The 17051-nt window shown below is 50.5% G+C and carries 15 protein-coding genes; 11 read left to right on the top strand and 4 right to left on the bottom strand.

The genetic code is table 11. The features are described 5' to 3' along the window. Positions 1-1506, bottom strand: coding sequence for a bifunctional metallophosphatase/5'-nucleotidase (locus tag K9N57_06520; GenBank protein MCF7803825.1), 1506 nt, complete (start codon positions 1504-1506; stop codon positions 1-3). A gap of 234 nt (positions 1507-1740) precedes the next feature. On the opposite strand from K9N57_06520, the gene K9N57_06515 reads away from it, so the two are divergent. From K9N57_06515 to lpxK, 5 genes are all read left to right on the top strand, one after another. Next, complete coding sequence (locus tag K9N57_06515) at positions 1741-2730, top strand: Gfo/Idh/MocA family oxidoreductase (protein MCF7803824.1); 990 nt, start codon at positions 1741-1743, stop codon at positions 2728-2730. After that, entirely contained in the window at positions 2727-3314 is a 588-nt protein-coding gene (locus tag K9N57_06510) for an isoprenylcysteine carboxylmethyltransferase family protein (protein ID MCF7803823.1), read from the top strand. Before K9N57_06515 ends, K9N57_06510 begins: the two co-directional genes overlap by 4 nt. 389 nt (positions 3315-3703) lie before the next feature. Continuing rightward, positions 3704-4846, top strand: coding sequence for a lipid-A-disaccharide synthase (gene lpxB, locus K9N57_06505; GenBank protein ID MCF7803822.1), 1143 nt, complete (start codon positions 3704-3706; stop codon positions 4844-4846). A gap of 2 nt (positions 4847-4848) precedes the next feature. Then, positions 4849-5520 (top strand): lysophospholipid acyltransferase family protein, encoded by a 672-nt coding sequence (locus K9N57_06500; GenBank protein MCF7803821.1) that lies wholly within the window; start codon positions 4849-4851, stop codon positions 5518-5520. Further along, the gene (gene lpxK / locus K9N57_06495; protein ID MCF7803820.1) at positions 5517-6533 is read left to right on the top strand and encodes a tetraacyldisaccharide 4'-kinase; all 1017 of its coding nucleotides are present in this window, start codon (positions 5517-5519) and stop codon (positions 6531-6533) included. The genes K9N57_06500 and lpxK overlap by 4 nt, the downstream gene beginning before the upstream one ends. Before the next feature lie 287 nt (positions 6534-6820). Here the strand turns inward: lpxK and K9N57_06490 are convergent, their stop codons facing one another. Beyond that, positions 6821-9397 carry an Ig domain-containing protein gene (locus tag K9N57_06490; protein MCF7803819.1) on the bottom strand — a complete coding sequence of 859 codons (2577 nt, stop codon included), beginning with the start codon at positions 9395-9397 and terminating at the stop codon, positions 6821-6823. A 321-nt stretch (positions 9398-9718) separates the two neighbouring features. On the opposite strand from K9N57_06490, the gene K9N57_06485 reads away from it, so the two are divergent. The 6 genes from K9N57_06485 (at position 9719) to K9N57_06460 (ending at position 14517) form a co-directional block, all read left to right on the top strand. Beyond that, positions 9719-10534, top strand: coding sequence for a hypothetical protein (locus tag K9N57_06485; protein MCF7803818.1), 816 nt, complete (start codon positions 9719-9721; stop codon positions 10532-10534). 77 nt (positions 10535-10611) lie between these two features. After that, positions 10612-12234, top strand: a complete 1623-nt coding sequence (locus K9N57_06480) for a S41 family peptidase (protein ID MCF7803817.1) — start codon at positions 10612-10614, stop codon at positions 12232-12234. A 121-nt stretch (positions 12235-12355) separates the two neighbouring features. Beyond that, on the top strand, positions 12356-12988 hold the full coding sequence (locus tag K9N57_06475; protein ID MCF7803816.1) for a MotA/TolQ/ExbB proton channel family protein: 633 nt from the start codon (positions 12356-12358) through the stop codon (positions 12986-12988). Positions 12989-13039: 51 nt separating this feature from the next. Then, entirely contained in the window at positions 13040-13441 is a 402-nt protein-coding gene (locus K9N57_06470; GenBank protein ID MCF7803815.1) for a biopolymer transporter ExbD, read from the top strand. Positions 13442-13456: 15 nt separating this feature from the next. Then, positions 13457-13864 (top strand): biopolymer transporter ExbD, encoded by a 408-nt coding sequence (locus K9N57_06465; GenBank protein MCF7803814.1) that lies wholly within the window; start codon positions 13457-13459, stop codon positions 13862-13864. A gap of 2 nt (positions 13865-13866) precedes the next feature. After that, positions 13867-14517: a TonB family protein gene (locus K9N57_06460; GenBank protein MCF7803813.1), complete on the top strand. Its 651-nt coding sequence runs from the start codon at positions 13867-13869 to the stop codon at positions 14515-14517. An 85-nt stretch (positions 14518-14602) separates the two neighbouring features. On the opposite strand, the gene K9N57_06455 is transcribed toward K9N57_06460, so the two are convergent. Both K9N57_06455 and sdhA read right to left on the bottom strand, forming a co-directional pair. Continuing rightward, positions 14603-15304, bottom strand: a complete 702-nt coding sequence (locus tag K9N57_06455; protein MCF7803812.1) for a succinate dehydrogenase iron-sulfur subunit — start codon at positions 15302-15304, stop codon at positions 14603-14605. Between the two features lie 19 nt (positions 15305-15323). Beyond that, complete coding sequence (gene sdhA / locus K9N57_06450) at positions 15324-17051, bottom strand: succinate dehydrogenase flavoprotein subunit (protein MCF7803811.1); 1728 nt, start codon at positions 17049-17051, stop codon at positions 15324-15326.

Below are 17051 nucleotides of genomic sequence, written 5' to 3'. Positions count from 1 at the left end.
CTACTTCACTATCTCGGCGCGAATTTGGACGCGGGAATCGATAGTATCCTGCCTGGCTGCCGCGCGCAGAAAAACGTCCCGGTCGATATCCGGGAGGTGTTTGACCGCAGAAATTGTGGATTGAGGAAAACCAAAGAAATCCTCGAAATGGCTGAACACGTAATTGTTGGTGACAATAGAATAATTGACGGTTTCATCGATATTTTTTCTATCGACAAGCGCCCTGGTAAACCGTCGTTCGGATTTATCCCAGGTGTATTGGAGTCCCGAAAGTTGCAGAAATTCTTTGGGGTCGGTTATTTGGTGCTTCAAAATTGTTTGTAAATCCGCACCGGTGACTTCAAACCGGACGAAATGATTCCCAAACGGGTTGATTTCCCAGATGTCCCGGACTTTCACCGGTCCGGCCGGGAGATCCTTGCGGATGCCACCGGAGTTCTGGAACGCGATGTCGGCATCGGCATAATCCCGCATCACGTCCGCCTGCCAGTTTCCGATGTTGCTCTCTGCGTCGTACTCACGTTTCCACGGCGTTTTCAGCGTGGCAATGACCTCATCTAGTTCCTCCTTCGCCTCTGTAGTAAAAGAATCCACCAGTGACTGTACTGCCGGATTGGGGACAACTCCGGAGCGATCAATGGGAATTAATTCGTAATTAAGAGAAACGATACGATTTTTCACCGTGTCGATGTTCGTGACGGCATGGCCGAGATACTGACCGTGATCGCCGGCCTGCAGGATGGGGATGCCGTTCACTTCTCTGGGATGCCTGAGCGTAGTATGCGAATGTCCGCCAACGATGAGATCCACCGTGGTGTTTGATCCCAGCGATGTCGCCAGCAGTGAATCTTTGGAAAAGCCCATATGGCTGAGCACCACGGTGAGATCAACCTGCGATTCCAGGGACTTCACATATTCTTTCACGACGGCTGTCTGGTCAAGGACCTTCAGATCTTCCACATTTTCCGGGAGGGTGAGTCCATACAAATTGGGTGGGACAAGTCCGATAACACCGATCTGGGCGGATTTTCCCCGGAGCATGGTTGTAGGCGGTGCGAAGGTTTTTCCGGTACGGATATCCAGAAGATTCGCCGCGAGGGTGGGAAATGCTGCGATCCGGAGCAGTGAATCCAGGTTTTGCCGGCCGTAGTCGAACTCGTGGTTACCGAGCACAAATGCCTCCGGCTGCACCAGGTTGAGAATTTGAATCTGCGAGGCGCCCTTCGTAAAAGTGGAGATAGGGGTCCCCTGAAAATCGTCACCGGCGTGAAGCGAGAAGGAATTTCCAGGATGGAGCGCCTCCAGCGAATCCCGGTACGCCGCGAGATATGCGTACCCGCCAACGGTATCGCCGTCGGAGGTCACCTTGTACTGATTATACGCGTGAAAATCATTCCAGTGAATAAATGCGGTCTCTACGGTTTGTGCGGATCCAGTCCCAGGAAAAAAAACCAACAGTGAAACTGTAATCGCGAAAAACAAATTGGAGTTCAATTTTTTGCCCATAATAATTCTGTTCTCCCTTGAAAAGGCAGTAATTTCACCGGCAGACTAATGGGATGCAAGGAATAAAGACAGTGCTAGAGTGTTCGTGTGTTAAAGTGTTCAGGTACCGGTACCTGTTTTCCCTGTCGGTGATCGCTCTCAGCGTCGCCGACAGTTTTTTAGTGTGTTATTGTGGTCCAGTATTATTCTGGATAAATTCGTTGGACGGTCTGTATCAACTTCTTAAATTCCCGCATGTTACGATTAGGAATAGCTGGCATCGGCCACCTGGGGAAACATCACCTTCGGCTAAGTCGGGAGATTGAGGACCTGGAACTGGTCGGGTGCTATGATACGGATCCCGAGGTGCAGAAGCGCGAACGTGAGAAGGGGATCCGGGTTTTTGACTCCTTTGACGCGATGCTCCGGGAAGTTGATGCCGTCGATTTGGTTGTACCAACGGATGTTCATTATGCCATGGCGAAGCAGGCGCTTGAATCCGGCAAGCACGTCTTCCTGGAAAAGCCCATCACCGAAACAGTGAACCAGGCCAGAGAACTCGTTGCGCTGGCTAAAGATAACAACATCACCTTTCAAATTGGACATATCGAGCGGTTTAATCCGGCTATCACTTCGCTGGGAGCCACGTCGCTGGAGCCGAGATTCATCGAATCCCACCGCCTGGCGCAGTTTCAGCAGCGGGGGACGGAAGTGGCCGTCATCCTGGATCTGATGATCCACGACATCGACATCATTCTCTCGCTGGTGAAGAGTCCGGTGAAGAGCGTGGAGGCATCGGGTGTCCCGGTGATTACCAATTCCGTTGATATTGCCAACGCCCGGCTAACGTTCGAAAACGGGTGCGTGGCCAACATTACCGCCAGCCGGATCTCCCAGAAGGCAATGCGCAAGCTGCGAATCTTCCAGCGGGCAGCCTATATCTCCATCGATTTTCAACAGGGCACCACGGAAATTTACCGGCTCCGGGATACCGGAGAGGAGGAATCACCGAATATCCCGCTGATTCTCGGCGAACTGGAGCACGACGGACAGAAGAAGCAGATCATCTACGAACAGCCGAAGATTGAGGAGACGAATGCGCTGAAGGAGGAACTGAAGTCGTTCATCCACGCTGTAGAAAACGGAGAGCGACCGGTCGTTTCCGGCGAAGATGGGGTTCGTGCACTGGAAGTGGCACAGTTGATCCAGGAAAAGGTGAAAGAATATTCGGTGTTACAATCATGAGACTCCCGTCATTTTTCTTTAAATATCGAAGCTATACGCCCATTCCACTCATTTTGGTTATGCTGTATCAGGCAGACCCGATGCTGCAATGGGCGCTGGTTGGTCTGGCGTTTTTGATCTTTGGAGAAAGTATCCGGTTCTGGGCGATTTTGTATGCCGGCGGCGCCACCCGAACGCGGAATGTCGGCGCCAGCTCGCTGGTCACGGCAGGCCCGTACGGCTATCTCAGGAATCCGCTCTATCTCGGAAATATGCTTATTTACATTGGCGTGGTGTGTATCGCCGGTGGCCCGTGGATGTGGCAGCTGCTGGTGGTAGCTATCGGGTTTTTCATGTGGCAGTATTCACAAATCATCACCCTTGAAGAAGACACCCTGGAAGGTATTTTCGGCGAGCAATATGCGGACTATCGGGCCAACGTTCCCCGGATGATTCCCCGGCTCACCCCCTGGCGGAAGCCAGAGCACGCAGCGGTGGAACGCCGGACGTTTCGAAAGGCGCTTAAACCGGAAAAAAGTACCCTCATCAATATCGGCGTTGCTCTGATTCTGATTGCAGCAAAGTGGTTCTGGTTCCGGATGTAGGAAGCCAATGGTTATAAAGGATATTTTACCCTCTTTAAATATATACCTATCCTGCATAATTCATAAATCGGAATAACTGGACGGATTCGATGGGTTATAAGATCAATATTTTCAATGGTGTAGAGACGTGATATGGCACGTCTCTACTGAAGAATCATCTGTAAGGAATTCAAACAATTTAACCTACTATTTTTTGGTGTGTTATAAAAATTATCCCCTATTTTATGAATAATACGGGATAGCAAAATTTTCATACATTGTGTTCCCGTTTTTTGTTTTCTGAATACTCTGAAAAACGGATTAAGATTAGGAGTATGATTAAGATTAGGAAAAAATTTCACTAAGTCGTTACTTGAACATATGAATGCTCAAATAATCGAATACAACTTTTGAAAAAGATCTTAATCATCGCGGGTGAAACCTCAGGGGATACCCACGGAGCCGGACTGGTTCGCGGATTGCGGAAGGCCCGGCCGGAGATCTCGATTAGCGGTATCGGCGGGAACAGGATGGCATCCGAGGGGATGGAATTGCTGTATCACGTCCGGGAAATGTCGTTTATGGGGTTCGCCGAGGTGGTGAAGCACCTCCCGTTTATCTGGCGGGTGATGAAGCGGCTCGAAAATTGGGTGGATGAGCACGATCCGAAAGCAGTCGTGCTTATTGATTATCCCGGATTCAACCTTCGGTTCGCCAGGCGGATGAAAAAACGCGATGTGCCTGTGTACTATTATATTTCCCCGCAGGTATGGGCCTGGGGCAAAGGTCGGCTTAAAAAGATGAAGAAACTGGTAGATCGGATGTACGTCATTTTCCCGTTCGAGGAAGACCTGTATCGGGAACACGATGTGCCGGTGGAGTTTGTCGGCCATCCGCTGGTGGAAGAAGTGAAGGAATTACAGGACAGGGATGCCTTTTTCCGGAGATACGGGTGCTTGACCGAGACCACTACCATCGGACTGCTCCCCGGCAGCCGGGGACAGGAAATAGAACGGCATTTGGATCCGATGCTGGAGGCACTTTCGAATATCAGAAGAGAGTACCAGAAACCGCTTCAGTTTCTGCTGGCGGTGGCCCCGGATCTGGACGATTCCGTCTTCGCGAAGTACGATATTCCCGACGATGTCCATCTGGTACGGGATCACACCTACGAGGTGATGCAGTACAGCGATGTGGTAGTGACTTCCTCGGGATCGGCGACGCTGGAGGTGGCGTACTTCGGCACACCCATGGTCATTATCTACCGAACGAGTACGTTAACCTGGTGGATGGGTAACCTGCTGGTGGATATGCCGTACATCGGGCTGGCGAATATCGTGGCCGGGGAGCAGGTGGTGCCGGAACTGCTGCAAAACGATGTGAATGCGGACAACATCTCTGGTGAAGTTGTGCGATACCTGAACGATTCGGAATATCTGGAGAAAGTGCAAACATCGCTGGGAAATATACGTGACAAATTGGGCGATCCGGGCGCCGGCAGACGTGTGGCTGAATCTATCATCGGAGAAATTGAACCAGACGAAGGTGCGTAACTATGGCGAAGTCCCTCTGGAAACAGACCAAGTTTTATGCGGGAGTTACCCTTGGCGGTTTACTTATCCGGAGTCTGTTTACCCTGTCCCGGAATAAACTGATTAATGAATCGAACTTCACCGAGCCATTGGAGAGTGGACGAAATGTTGTCCTGGCCATCTGGCACGGGCAGATGCTCCCCATTATTTATAATCTCCGGAACCGGGGCATTTATGCGATGGTCGGCTATCACCGGGACGCGGAGATGATCGCCCGGGTACTGAATCGCCTTGGATTTTACCTGGTGCGCGGATCGAGTCGGGACCGGGGAAAGGAAGCCATGAGCCGTTCTCTGGAAATTATGAATCGGCCGGGCAGCGTATTGGGTATAACCTGCGACGGTCCCATTGGTCCGTATCGTGAGGTAAAGCCCGGCGTCGGTGTTATCGCACATAAAACGGGTTCGGTTGTGGTGCCGGTAGCTGCAAATTCTACACGGAAAAAAGTGATAAAATCCAGCTGGGATAGCTTTTACCTTCCGCTGCCGTTCGGTCGGAACCGGGTTGTTTTCGGCGAACCGATCTATCCTGAGGATTTTAGCGGGACTAACCCGGTGAAATCCATGCTGGAAGAGATAGAAACGCGTCTCAACACACTGCAAACCGAAGAAGATCGCCGGTTCGGAGCCGAGTGATGCGTGGACTCCTGGCGCCGCTAGGATGGTTGTACGGTGGGGCGATGCGCCTTCGTAATCTGGCGTTCGACAGGGGGGTTTTTCGGCAGCAGCAGGTTGATGTGCCAGTCATCAGCGTGGGAAACCTGAATGCCGGCGGCACAGGGAAAACACCGTTAGTCGAACACCTGGCCAACAATTTTCTTCGTGATAAGTATACAGTCGGTGTTGTCAGTCGGGGTTATAAGCGACAATCGAGTGGCCAGGTCATTGTATCCCGTGGGGAGGGGCCTGTAGTTTCTGTCCGGGAGGCCGGCGATGAGCCGTATATGCTAAGTCTGCTTGCGCCGGAATTACGGGTGGTAGTGAATGCGGACCGCGTACAGGGGGCAACCACTCTTATGCGGAAATTTGATGTGGATATAATCCTGATGGATGACGGATTTCAACATCGCTCACTAGCCAGAGATATAGATATCGTTATTGTCCCGGCGGAAGATCTTGTGACCAAAGAATCTGTTATCCCCGCGGGACGGTTACGGGAGCCCTGGAGCGGATTGGACCGCGCAACACATGTCCTTATTGCGGAAGAGAATAAAAAGGAGGACTCTCATGAGAAGATCTTGCACAAATACACCGACGCCCACCTGTTCCATGGGAAAAAATTAACCAGTAGTACTCTGAAGAATCCGGTTCGCGGAGAATCGTTGCCGCTGTCAGAATTCGAATTCGCTTCGCCGGTATTCGCTATCGCAGGGATTGGATACCCGGAAAAATTCCAGCGCGCCCTCCGGCAATTACCGCTGGTTTTAAAGACATTTCGACGGTATCCTGATCATCACTATTATACGCTGAAAGAGCAGCGGGACCTGTTGACACAGATGCAAAAACACGGTGCCGACATGCTGGTGATGACTGCCAAAGATTTTGTCAAGTGGGATAAAACTTTGCTCGCCGAGAACCCGGTCTACTATCTCTCGGTGGAATATCAGATATCGCCGTCTTTATATGAAAGTGTGATAGCAGCATTGTAGAGTTCACCACTGCATCTGAAGAGGTATCTCTCGGAAAAATTACTGGGATAATTTCAAAGCTCTCGTGTTACGGTTTTCGAAAGAGTTGGTTGTTGTTCGCCTTGGAATGAGGGTGTCGAATTTAAGCCTCGCAATCTTATTGCGAGGCACCATTATAAGTCTGTAAGTCACCTTAACTGTCGGCGACGCTGATAGCGGTCATCGACAGTCGGTAGCTTATTTCTGTTAAATAATTATTTTAGTATCGAGTATACAGAGTGTGAATTTCGTGAAAATATACTGTACGGTTACAGCGTAGTCGTCAGTACGAACAGCCCGCCAACAAGCGCAATCAGGATGTAGTATCCGGAGAAGACCAGCGGCTTGGTTCCGGGATTTTCGTACACGCGGACATTAAATTCCTGGATTGTGGTCGCCCCGTGAGCGTCGGTCACCTGAAGCCGGAAGCGCTGCTCCCCAATCTGGCCCATAGTGGGTTTCCACGAGAGGGTGTTGATGGATGTATCCAGGGAAGCGTACTTTGGCAACTGAATACTGCTGAAGGTGATGGCGTCTCCGTTGGCGTCTTCGCCCTGGAGTGCATACGTGTACCGGAGTTCGCTCACCGCCACCCGTTCCGGTTCACTCACGAATTCCGGCGGCACATTGATAAAGACTTCACCGGTCTGTGTATCTTCGGCGTATCCATCCGAGACCCGACAGGTGAATGTCTGCCGGTTGATAGATCCTTTGCCCGGCCTCCAGGTCACCAGACCGTTATTGTCAATGGTCATGCCCTGCGGAGCATGTACCAGCGAGTAGCTCAGGCCCTGCTCCGCATTTGGATCACTGACATCGACCTGGTATCGGTATTCCTGATCATACGGGAGAGAATCCGGCGGAGTGGAGGTAATCTTTGGTGGAGCATTTACAAACAGCGTCCATCGCTGGGCTGTGGCGATATAGTTATCAGTGAGCTCAAGCATCACCGTGAAATTTCCGACCTGATCTCCGGTCGGTATCCAGGAGAGCTGTCGATCGGTTAAGGACATGCCTTCCGGACCTTGACGCAGTGAAATGCTCACCCTGGAATCCTCGTTGCGGTCACCTGTCTGGATATTATACGTATATTCCTCGTTAATTGAGGTTGTGGTACCGGGTTGAGAGAGAAATGAGGGGGGCGCATTCACGTACACCGCAAAAGTTTGGGTGTCGATGTCATACCCGTCGCTTACCGCTACGGTCACCTGTTGATCGTTTACCTGACCGACAGATGGAACCCAGTAGAGCCATCCCTGAGAATTAATGGTCATATTGTCCGGCGCATCCAGCAGAGAATATTTCAGGGTCTCGTATGCGCTGCTATTTGCAACGGTCACCTGATATTCCCACGGCTCACCTGCAGTCACGATAGTCACAGGATCAGATGAAATTGACGGAGGATCCTCCTTGGCAAGCACAACAAACTGTTCCGAGTGTTCATATTGTGCGCTGCGAATGTTGATCTCGACCTGATGAAATCCCTTTTGTGAAGACTGGGGCGTCCACTCCAGTCGGCTGGCCTGATGATTATATCGCATACCCTTCGGCGCTTTCGCAAATTCGATGTTCAGATTGTCGACAGAGAGGATGTCGAAGTCGATTGGATAGACATACCACTTTCCGATATAGGCCACCTGATCCGGAGTTCGGGTTTGAGTTGTGGCATTCATATCTGCTTTTTCTGCCAGAGAAGGAGTGCTGCGTTCCCACTGGAGAGAAAACAGGGCGGGTGCCGATCCTGCGGCAGAGCCGGCTAATACCATCGTGGGGCTCGAATTTGCAGAGGCGCTTGCAGAAAATTGGTAACCCGCGAATTTGTCGGGCTGCAGCTGAATCGTTTCGAACTGACCATCGGATATTGTGCCCTGGCTGACCACATCTGACCCCTCCCGGGTGAAAATGACCTTTCCATCGATGGCTTGCAGCGTTGAAAGCTGGGATCCGGTCCGGGAAAGCACCTGTGGATTAAACTGGAAAATTTCCTGCTGTGGTGTACTTCTCGACAGACGATGTAAAGTCCCGGATTGTGTACCGAGCAGAATGTCGTTATATCCGTTTCCGTCCATATCAGTGGCTGCCAGTAAAGGGAAGGCTTCGGTGCTACTCATCATCGGAGGAAACGGGATTGTGGTCACCGGAGCATACCGATTGGCGTCGATGTAGGAATATACGCTTACCTGGGCATCAACATTTGTGGAGTATAGCAGAAGTTCATCAACTCCGTCAGCGGTTAAATCGGCAGCAGTGAGATGTACATCAAATCCGCTTTGTCCGTTGCCAGGCACGGGAAATTGAAATTCCGGCGTCCAGGCACCACTCTGCAGGGTTCCTTCCCGCTGGACGATTAAACCGATCCGCTCCGGGCTCCCAAAGATTACGGCCAGCTCCTGCTTGGAGTCGTTATCAAAATCCGATACGCAAAAGTTTTTGGGACGCAGGTTCATTCCAGGGGATACCTGATAGCTCCATCGGGAGGTGCCTGTCTCTGCAAAGGTATTACCATTCCACTCAAATGCGAAGAGCCAGGGGATATTATCCGGTGCCCCATCGGATGAAATAACATTTGCCAGACAAAGGATCTCCCGGTTGCCATCTCCGTCGGTATCCGCGCTCTGTATGTCGACCACATCACCTTGCAGGGTTTGCGGCAGCCGAAACTCCCATATTTTGGTGGCTTGAGGTTCGGTAAGTTCATAACAGGTCACATGTTGGCCCTGCAATGCTTCGTGAAGGATTACTACTTCTGTGATACCGTTTGAGTTGGCGTCCAATCCGATTTCTATCTGGTTGGGTATATCGGTGGCTGCGGGCAGGAAATGTTTGGTAATTGTTACGCCTTGCACCGGGGAAGTCAGGAGTAAAAGTGCACTAAAAAAAATTACGCCAAAAGACAGAGGGCGAGATTGGTAAAAATCGGGATTTTTCATATGGGGATCGCCTGCTGTTTGTGCGGTGTATTTTCGTGTGCAACCGGGACAAAAAGGTGAACCGAAATTATTCCCTACCCCCATGAAAATCAAGGGAAAAAGACCGATCACTTCGAGTAAAATTTCAGTTGTAACCGCGGGTTCTGCTCTCTATATTTTTAGAACGCGGTATTGGGGCGTAAAGCATCAACAGGTAATCTGATTAATCCTAATGACAATTTAACCACCTGCTGAATCTTGAAAGCTAATTCACTATTTGTCATCATTTCGTGCTTAATCCTGTTATCTGCAGGAGAACTTCACGCGCAAGGCCCGTCGGACGCCAATCCCTTCTATGGAGGCGGTATCGGGTTTGTCGGTTCGTTCGAGTTCCTTCCGATCTCAGACTGGCCACAAGATGTCATCGCGCTCAGTAATATACCGAATTATCAGGGTGGAGATGCAACGGGAACCGGAGTCTATGCCAATCATCTGGGCATTGTGGGGTTTAACAACAACACGATGATCACTTACGGTGGGCAGGGGTTCGGTCAGATAACCGAGCATGTTCGCCTCAGTGGTACTGCGTTATTTGGCTCTAAATCCGTCTCAGGTTTTGACGCGACCACCCAGCAAACCCGATCGGTGACCGTCAAGATTGTAAAGTCTGTGCTGAACGTGGAATATTTGTGGCAGCTCAACCGCAATATCCAGATTGGTCTCGGGGCCGGTGGTGGTGTCGGACGGATTACGTATTCGATTCTCCAGCGATCGAATGATTTAACCTGGGAACGGCTATGGATGCCGTTTGGTGGGTCGAATTTTACGCCGGGTCCCCCGGAATTAGGTTTCCGATCAGCGATGGTCAGCGCGATTTATCTGATTGGGCAGCCGATCGCCAGCCTGAAGTGGCAGCTTTCCAGCTGGATCGGTGTCCGCCTGACTGGCGGATTGCAAATTGCCGGCATGGGCGCAGACGCATGGAAGTTAAATGGACAACACACTATCGCCGGCGCGGAGTCAATGTCGTTGCTGACGCCATTCTTTAGAGGGATGTTGTATTTTGGCATTTGAATCAGCCAGGAACATTGTAGATAAAATTGAATTGTAAATATGTGTCGAATTGAAAATGTGATGAAGGAATGAAATAAATGAAGAAATTTTTTGCCGGTACCGGAGCTGTTATCGCCATCATTGGATTGTTCCTGCTCTCCTCGCCTGGGCAGCAGGTGATCGCTTCTGCGAACGACTTGTTTCAGAAGTTGAACGTCTTCTCGGATATGGTCAGTATTGTCAATGACAATTACGTGGAAGATGTGACCTGGGAAGAGGTGATGATCGGGGCGTATAACGGCCTGATGGAGGAATTGGATCCTCATTCGGTGTATATCCCGAAGAAAAGAATTGACCGGATTAACGAGCAGTTTGAAGGGGAGTTCCAGGGCATCGGGATCGAATTTGACATTATTGATAAGTATATCACTGTGATTTCGCCGATCCCCGGGGCTCCGGCGGATAAGGTGGGCATTCAGGCCGGTGATAAAATTGTTGCCATTGAGGATACCTCCGCGGAAGGCATCACCCAGCAGGAAGTGTTTGATAAGCTGCGCGGTAAAAAGGGTACGCAGGTCAATGTGACTGTGGTGCGTCCCGGCCGGTCGGACAGCCTGGATTTCACGATTATCCGGGATGATATTCCCATCGCCAGCGTACTGGCTGCGGTGATGGTCCCCGGGCATGAACAAACCGGATATATTCGGTTAAACCGGTTTGCCAAGAATACAGCCACTGAGTTTGAAGATGCCCTGAAGAAACTGGAATCCCAGGGAATGGAACAGCTGGTCATCGATCTTCGAAACAACAGCGGCGGGTACATGGATCAGGCGATTAAGATCGTGGATAAATTCGTCGAAGGCGGTCAAAAGATCGTCTACACGAAAGGTCGGATCCCCTCGGCAAATGAGGAGTTTTATTCCACAGATAAGGCGACGCATCATCGGTTTCCGGTGGTCGTGGTACTCAACCGGGGTTCTGCCAGCGCCAGCGAAATTGTGTCCGGTGCCTTACAGGATCTGGATCGTGGCTTGATCGTTGGCGAAACCAGCTTTGGAAAGGGGCTTGTCCAGCGACAGTGGCCTATGCGGGACGGTTCTGCCATTCGGGTGACGGTTGCACGGTACTATACACCGAGTGGCCGGTTAATTCAGCGTCCGTACGAGAACGGGACGGAAGATTATTATGAGGAAGTGGCTACCCGGCACAGTGATACCGAAATGGCCGCGGAAGATTCTTCGGGAGCGCCTATTGATACCACTGACCGCCCGGTTTTTCATACCAAGAGTGGTCGGATTGTTTACGGAGGCGGTGGAATTACGCCGGATATCCCGGCCGAGTATGATCTGGATCTTACAAAAACGACCATAAAGCTTATTCAGCATCCGTCGCGGGTGTTCTTCGAATGGGCATCGGCATATGCGGCGAAGCATCAGGAACTCAAGGAGGATTTCTCTGACTTTGCTCAGAATTTTCAGTTGACGGATGAGCATATTTCTGATATTAAAGATTTTATAGCTGAGAAGGATGTGGAAATAGACGAGGAAGAATTCGAGCAGGACCTCCCCTACATCCGGAATTTGATCAAGGCGGAAATTGCATCCAGTCTCTGGGAAAAGGATCAATATTATGCGATTCGATTAACCATGGATAACCAGGTCCAGACGGCGCTTGAACATTTTCCGCAGGCACGCGAATTGGCTATAGTTGGGCAGGAATAATAACGTTGAATCACATGACAAAAGAGGTGTTAATTCTTGACATTTGTCGGGAAAATGGATAACATTTTCTGCAAAATTTAATTCTGAATCATGTGATTTGTAACAGAAGGAAGGTAAGCAAATGTTAATTGATCTTTTTCATCAAGGCGGCGGTTTCATGTGGCCGATCCTGGCGGCACTTGTCATCGGTCTGATGGTGGTTCTTGAACGATTTTTTACCCTGACAAAAGCCTCCGTCAATACGAAAAAACTCCTACAAAACGTCCACCAGGCATTGGAAGAAGAGGGTGTGCCGCAGGCATTAGAAGTCTGTGAAAACACGCCGGGTCCAGTGGCTGAGATTTTCCACGCCGGTCTGTCCCGTGTTGACCGGGGGATTGAGGAAGTGGAAAAGGCCGTTCAGAATGCCGGTAGTATTGAAATGTCATTTCTAGAACGGGGATTGACCTGGCTGGCAACGATTATTGCCATTGCCCCGATGCTCGGATTTACCGGGACGGTCTGGGGAATGATTCTGGCATTCCAGGATATTGAAAAGGCCAACGATATTTCACCGTCGATTGTGGCTGGTGGTATTTCCGTTGCGTTGCTGACAACCTTGTTTGGGTTGATTGTCGCTATTATCATCCAGTTCTTTCACAACTTCTTTGTCACCCGGATCGACAAGATTATTATTGACATGGAAGAAGGATCGCTGAAGCTCATCGATACCCTGACAGAACTGGAAGAAAAAGGCGAACTCAAGAAGTCCTAACTTCAGCCCAACGATTGTGTTGAAAGTACGGGCGAGAAAGGACCGATAATTATGATACGTGGGAAAAAAGAAAAGGATCGCGAAGTTGAGATTCCCCAGGGATCGCTGGCGGATATTGCGTTCCTGCTCCTGATTTTCTTCCTGGTCACTACGACCATTGATATGGATAAGGGGTTAGGACTCGTTCTGCCGGCCAAAGGGGAAGAAACCGAGGTCGCCAAACAGAATATCAGCAATCTGCTGATTAACGCCCGGGGAGATATTCTGTTGGACGAAGAAGTCGTTACTCTCCGGGACATCCAGCCGCTTATGCGTCAAAAGATGCAGCAGAATCCGAAGTTAATTGTGTCGGTAAAGACCGATGCGCGGACGAAGTATCAGACGTATATTGATGTGCTTGATGAACTAAAGCAATCAGCGGCCACACGAATATCTATCGCGAATCCCGAATAACCGAGACAGAATATTATGCAATTTAAACGCAAAGAAAAGACCAGCTCAGGTATTCCGACCTCATCGATGCCGGATATCGTTTTTATGCTGCTGATCTTCTTTATGGTATCCACGGTCTTGCGTGAATATCAGGGGCTGAGTGTAATCCTGCCTGAAGCAGAGAAGATCGAAAAGCTCGAAACCAAGCGGCATGTGGCGTATGTCTGGATTGCGAAAGATGGTACGGTCTCTATTCAAGATAAATTGATGGAGATGAGTAACGTACGGAACATTATGTACCAGATGCGAAAAAATGATCCGCAGATCATCGTATCGCTCCGGGCGGACAAGGGATCGCAAATGGGACTCATTACGGAATTTCACCAGGAGCTCCGTGAGGCCGATGCCCTCAAAATTAATTATTCATCCAAAACCGAAGCTTAGCTATGATTACGCGAAAAAACGCCGAAGTATCGTTAAAAGTCAAATACTCGAAGGTGATCCGTATCTCGCTGATACTGGCTTTGGTACTGAACATCACGGTGATCTATTCGGTCCCGCGGCAGAAGGCAGAAAAGACAGAGATTGAACAGCCTGATGTCAAGATCGAGAACGTTGATATCCCGGAGACACAGCAGTACGAAAAACCTCCGGCGCCATCAAGACCGTCAGTACCTGTCGCATCTGAAAGCGAAGACATTGCTGAGGATGTAACCATCGAAGAGACGACCTTTGAGGAATTTGAAGCACTGGAAGCGCCGCCACCACCGCCGGAAGGGCCGAAGGTTAAGTTTGTAGCCTATGATGAACCGCCGCAGATGGCTGGTGGAATGGCCGCATTACGCCGTCACCTGAAGTATCCTGAAATTGCCCAGGAAGCGGGGATCGAAGGCACGGTAATTGTGCAAGCCTTTATCAATAAAAACGGGGACGTTGAAGAAGTGGTCATCGTGAAAGGTATTCCGAAAACCGGATTGAACGAGGCTGCAATTAATGCGGTGAAAAAGACTAAATGGAAACCGGCCCAGCAGCGTGATCGCGCCGTGGGCGTCTGGTATTCCATTCCAATCGTATTCCGGTTGAAAAATGCGGACTAACTAGTATTTTCTAAAAACATGGAAATTAAAAAGGGCGGCTACCAGCCGCCCTTTTTTTGTCACCGATTTTTTAAATCTCTCTGTTTTACACTTTGCTGAACGTAATGGCATTTTTGAGTTCGGCGATCGCCTGGGTTACGTTGATTTCCCGTGGACAGGCATCGGTGCAGTTAAAGATTGTGTGACAACGCCAGACACCATCCTTATCGTTCAGAATTTCCAGCCGATCCTGCGCTCCCTCATCACGGCTATCAAAGACGAATCGGTGTGCGTTCACGAATGCTGCCGGTCCAATATATTCGCCGTTGGTCCAGAAGGAGGGACATGCCGTGGTGCAGATACCACACATAATGCATTTCGTTGTATCGTCAAACCGTTCACGCTCTTCTATTGACTGATGCCGTTCACGCGACGGTGGAAGTTCGTTGTTTATAAGGTACGGCTTTACCGATTCCAGATGCTCGAAAAACGGGTCAAAGTCTGTGACCAGATCCTTTAAGACCTCCATGCCCTTCACCGGTTCGACCTTTATTACGTCTGATTTTAGATCCTGGACAAGCGTCTGACAGGCTAATTGGTTAATGCCGTTGATCATAACCGCATCGGAACCACAAACGCCATGCGCGCAGGAATATCGGAAGGTAAGAGTTCCATCGATGGTCCGCTTGATGGTTAACAACGCATCGAGGATACGATCTTTGGGATCAACATCCAGCTGGTAACTTTCCCAATGTGATTCGGAATCTGTCTCCGGATTATATCGTTTAATTTTGAATGTAACCTGCATTCTGGGGCCTCGCTTCGGCTTAGTACTTCCGTTCCTTGGGTTCAAATTCTGTAATAACAACGGGCTTAAAGTCCAGCGTGATATCGCCGTTCTCCTGTCGGTAAGCCAGGGTATGCTTTAGCCAGTTTTCGTCATCCCGATCTTGAAAGTCTTCCCGGTAGTGGGCGCCCCGGCTTTCTTCACGCGCAAGTGCGGATTCGACTATGGCGGAAGAAAAATCGAGTAAATACCCAAGTTCAAGGGCATCCAGAAGATCGGTATTAAAGTAGGAGCCTTTATCCATGATGGAGATGTTTTGATACCGGGTTTTAAGTTCCGCCAGGGTGTTCTGCATCTTGGTTAGCGTTTGTTCTGTACGGAAGACGGAGACATTATCCATCATGGCCCGTTGCAGATCCGTCCGGATATTTTCCGGCAGTTCATCCCCCTCGGCCTGCTTCAGCTCCTCCACCCGATCGGCGAGGTTACTCTGAGGACTCTCTGGTAACGGTTCAAATTCAACATCCCGAACAAATTTCGCCATATGGCGTCCGGCGCGTCGACCGAATACTACCAAATCCAGCAAAGAGTTTGTACCGAGCCGGTTTGCACCATGGACGGAAACGCACGCCACTTCTCCGGCAGCATATAACCCGGCTATCGGCGTATTGTCAGAATCATACACTACCTGCCCGTCCACATTGGTCGGAATGCCGCCCATGGCATAGTGACAGGTCGGCTGGACCGGGATCGGCTCTTCGGACGGTTCGATACCGAGATAGGTCCTCGTAAAAAATGAAATATCCGGCAGCTTTTCCTCGAGTACTTCTGAGCCGAGGTGCGTAAGATCCAGCAGGACGTAATCCTCGCCGTTAATCCCGCGGCCTTCTTCGACCTCCTTAAAAATCGCGCGCGATACCATATCTCTGGGAGCAAGATCTTTGATGGTCGGTGCGTACCGCTCCATAAAGCGTTCACCCTCACTATTGCGAAGAATACCTCCCTCACCACGGGCGCCCTCAGTAATGAGCACGCCGAGTTTTCGGAGTCCGGTGGGATGGAACTGGACGAACTCCATATCCTCCAGCGGAACACCCCGTCGAAATACAATGGCCATCCCGTCGCCGGTGTACGCATGGGCATTCGAGGTAATTTTAAAGGCCCGGCCGTATCCGCCAGTGGCAAAGAGCACGGCCTTGGCATGGAAGACGTGAATTTCTCCGGTTTTAATTTCGATGGCAACCACACCTTTACAGACATTGTCCTCGATGATGACATCGGCAACGTGAAATTCGTTGAAGAACCGAACGTGCCGCTTCATACATTGTTCGAACAAGGTGTGCAGAATCATATGGCCGGTGCGGTCGGCAGCGTAACAGGCCCGGCGGACGGCTTTTTCGCCGTAATTCCGGGTGTGCCCGCCAAAGGGACGCTGCGCAATTTTACCGTCTTCTGTGCGGCTGAAGGGGAGACCGAAGTGTTCCATTTCGATGACCGCGTCCACTGCGTCTCTGCAAAGGATTTCGATGGCATCCTGATCTCCGAGATAATCGCTCCCCTTCACGGTATCGTACATGTGCCATTTCCAGTGATCCTCTTCGTGGTTGCCGAGCGCGGCACTGATGCCGCCCTGGGCAGCGCCGGTATGGGAACGAACCGGATAGAGTTTGCTCAGGACTGCTACATTTGCTGATTCGGATGCTTCCAGCGCCGCCCGGAGTCCCGCTCCGCCGGCACCAACAATTACAACGTCAAATTGATGTACCAT

The organism is Candidatus Neomarinimicrobiota bacterium, assembly GCA_021734025.1.
Classification (GTDB): domain Bacteria; phylum Fidelibacterota; class JAANXI01; order JAANXI01; family JAANXI01; genus JAANXI01.
The sequence above is the reverse complement of the archived record's forward strand: the minus strand, read 5'-3'. Positions and strand labels throughout refer to the sequence as shown.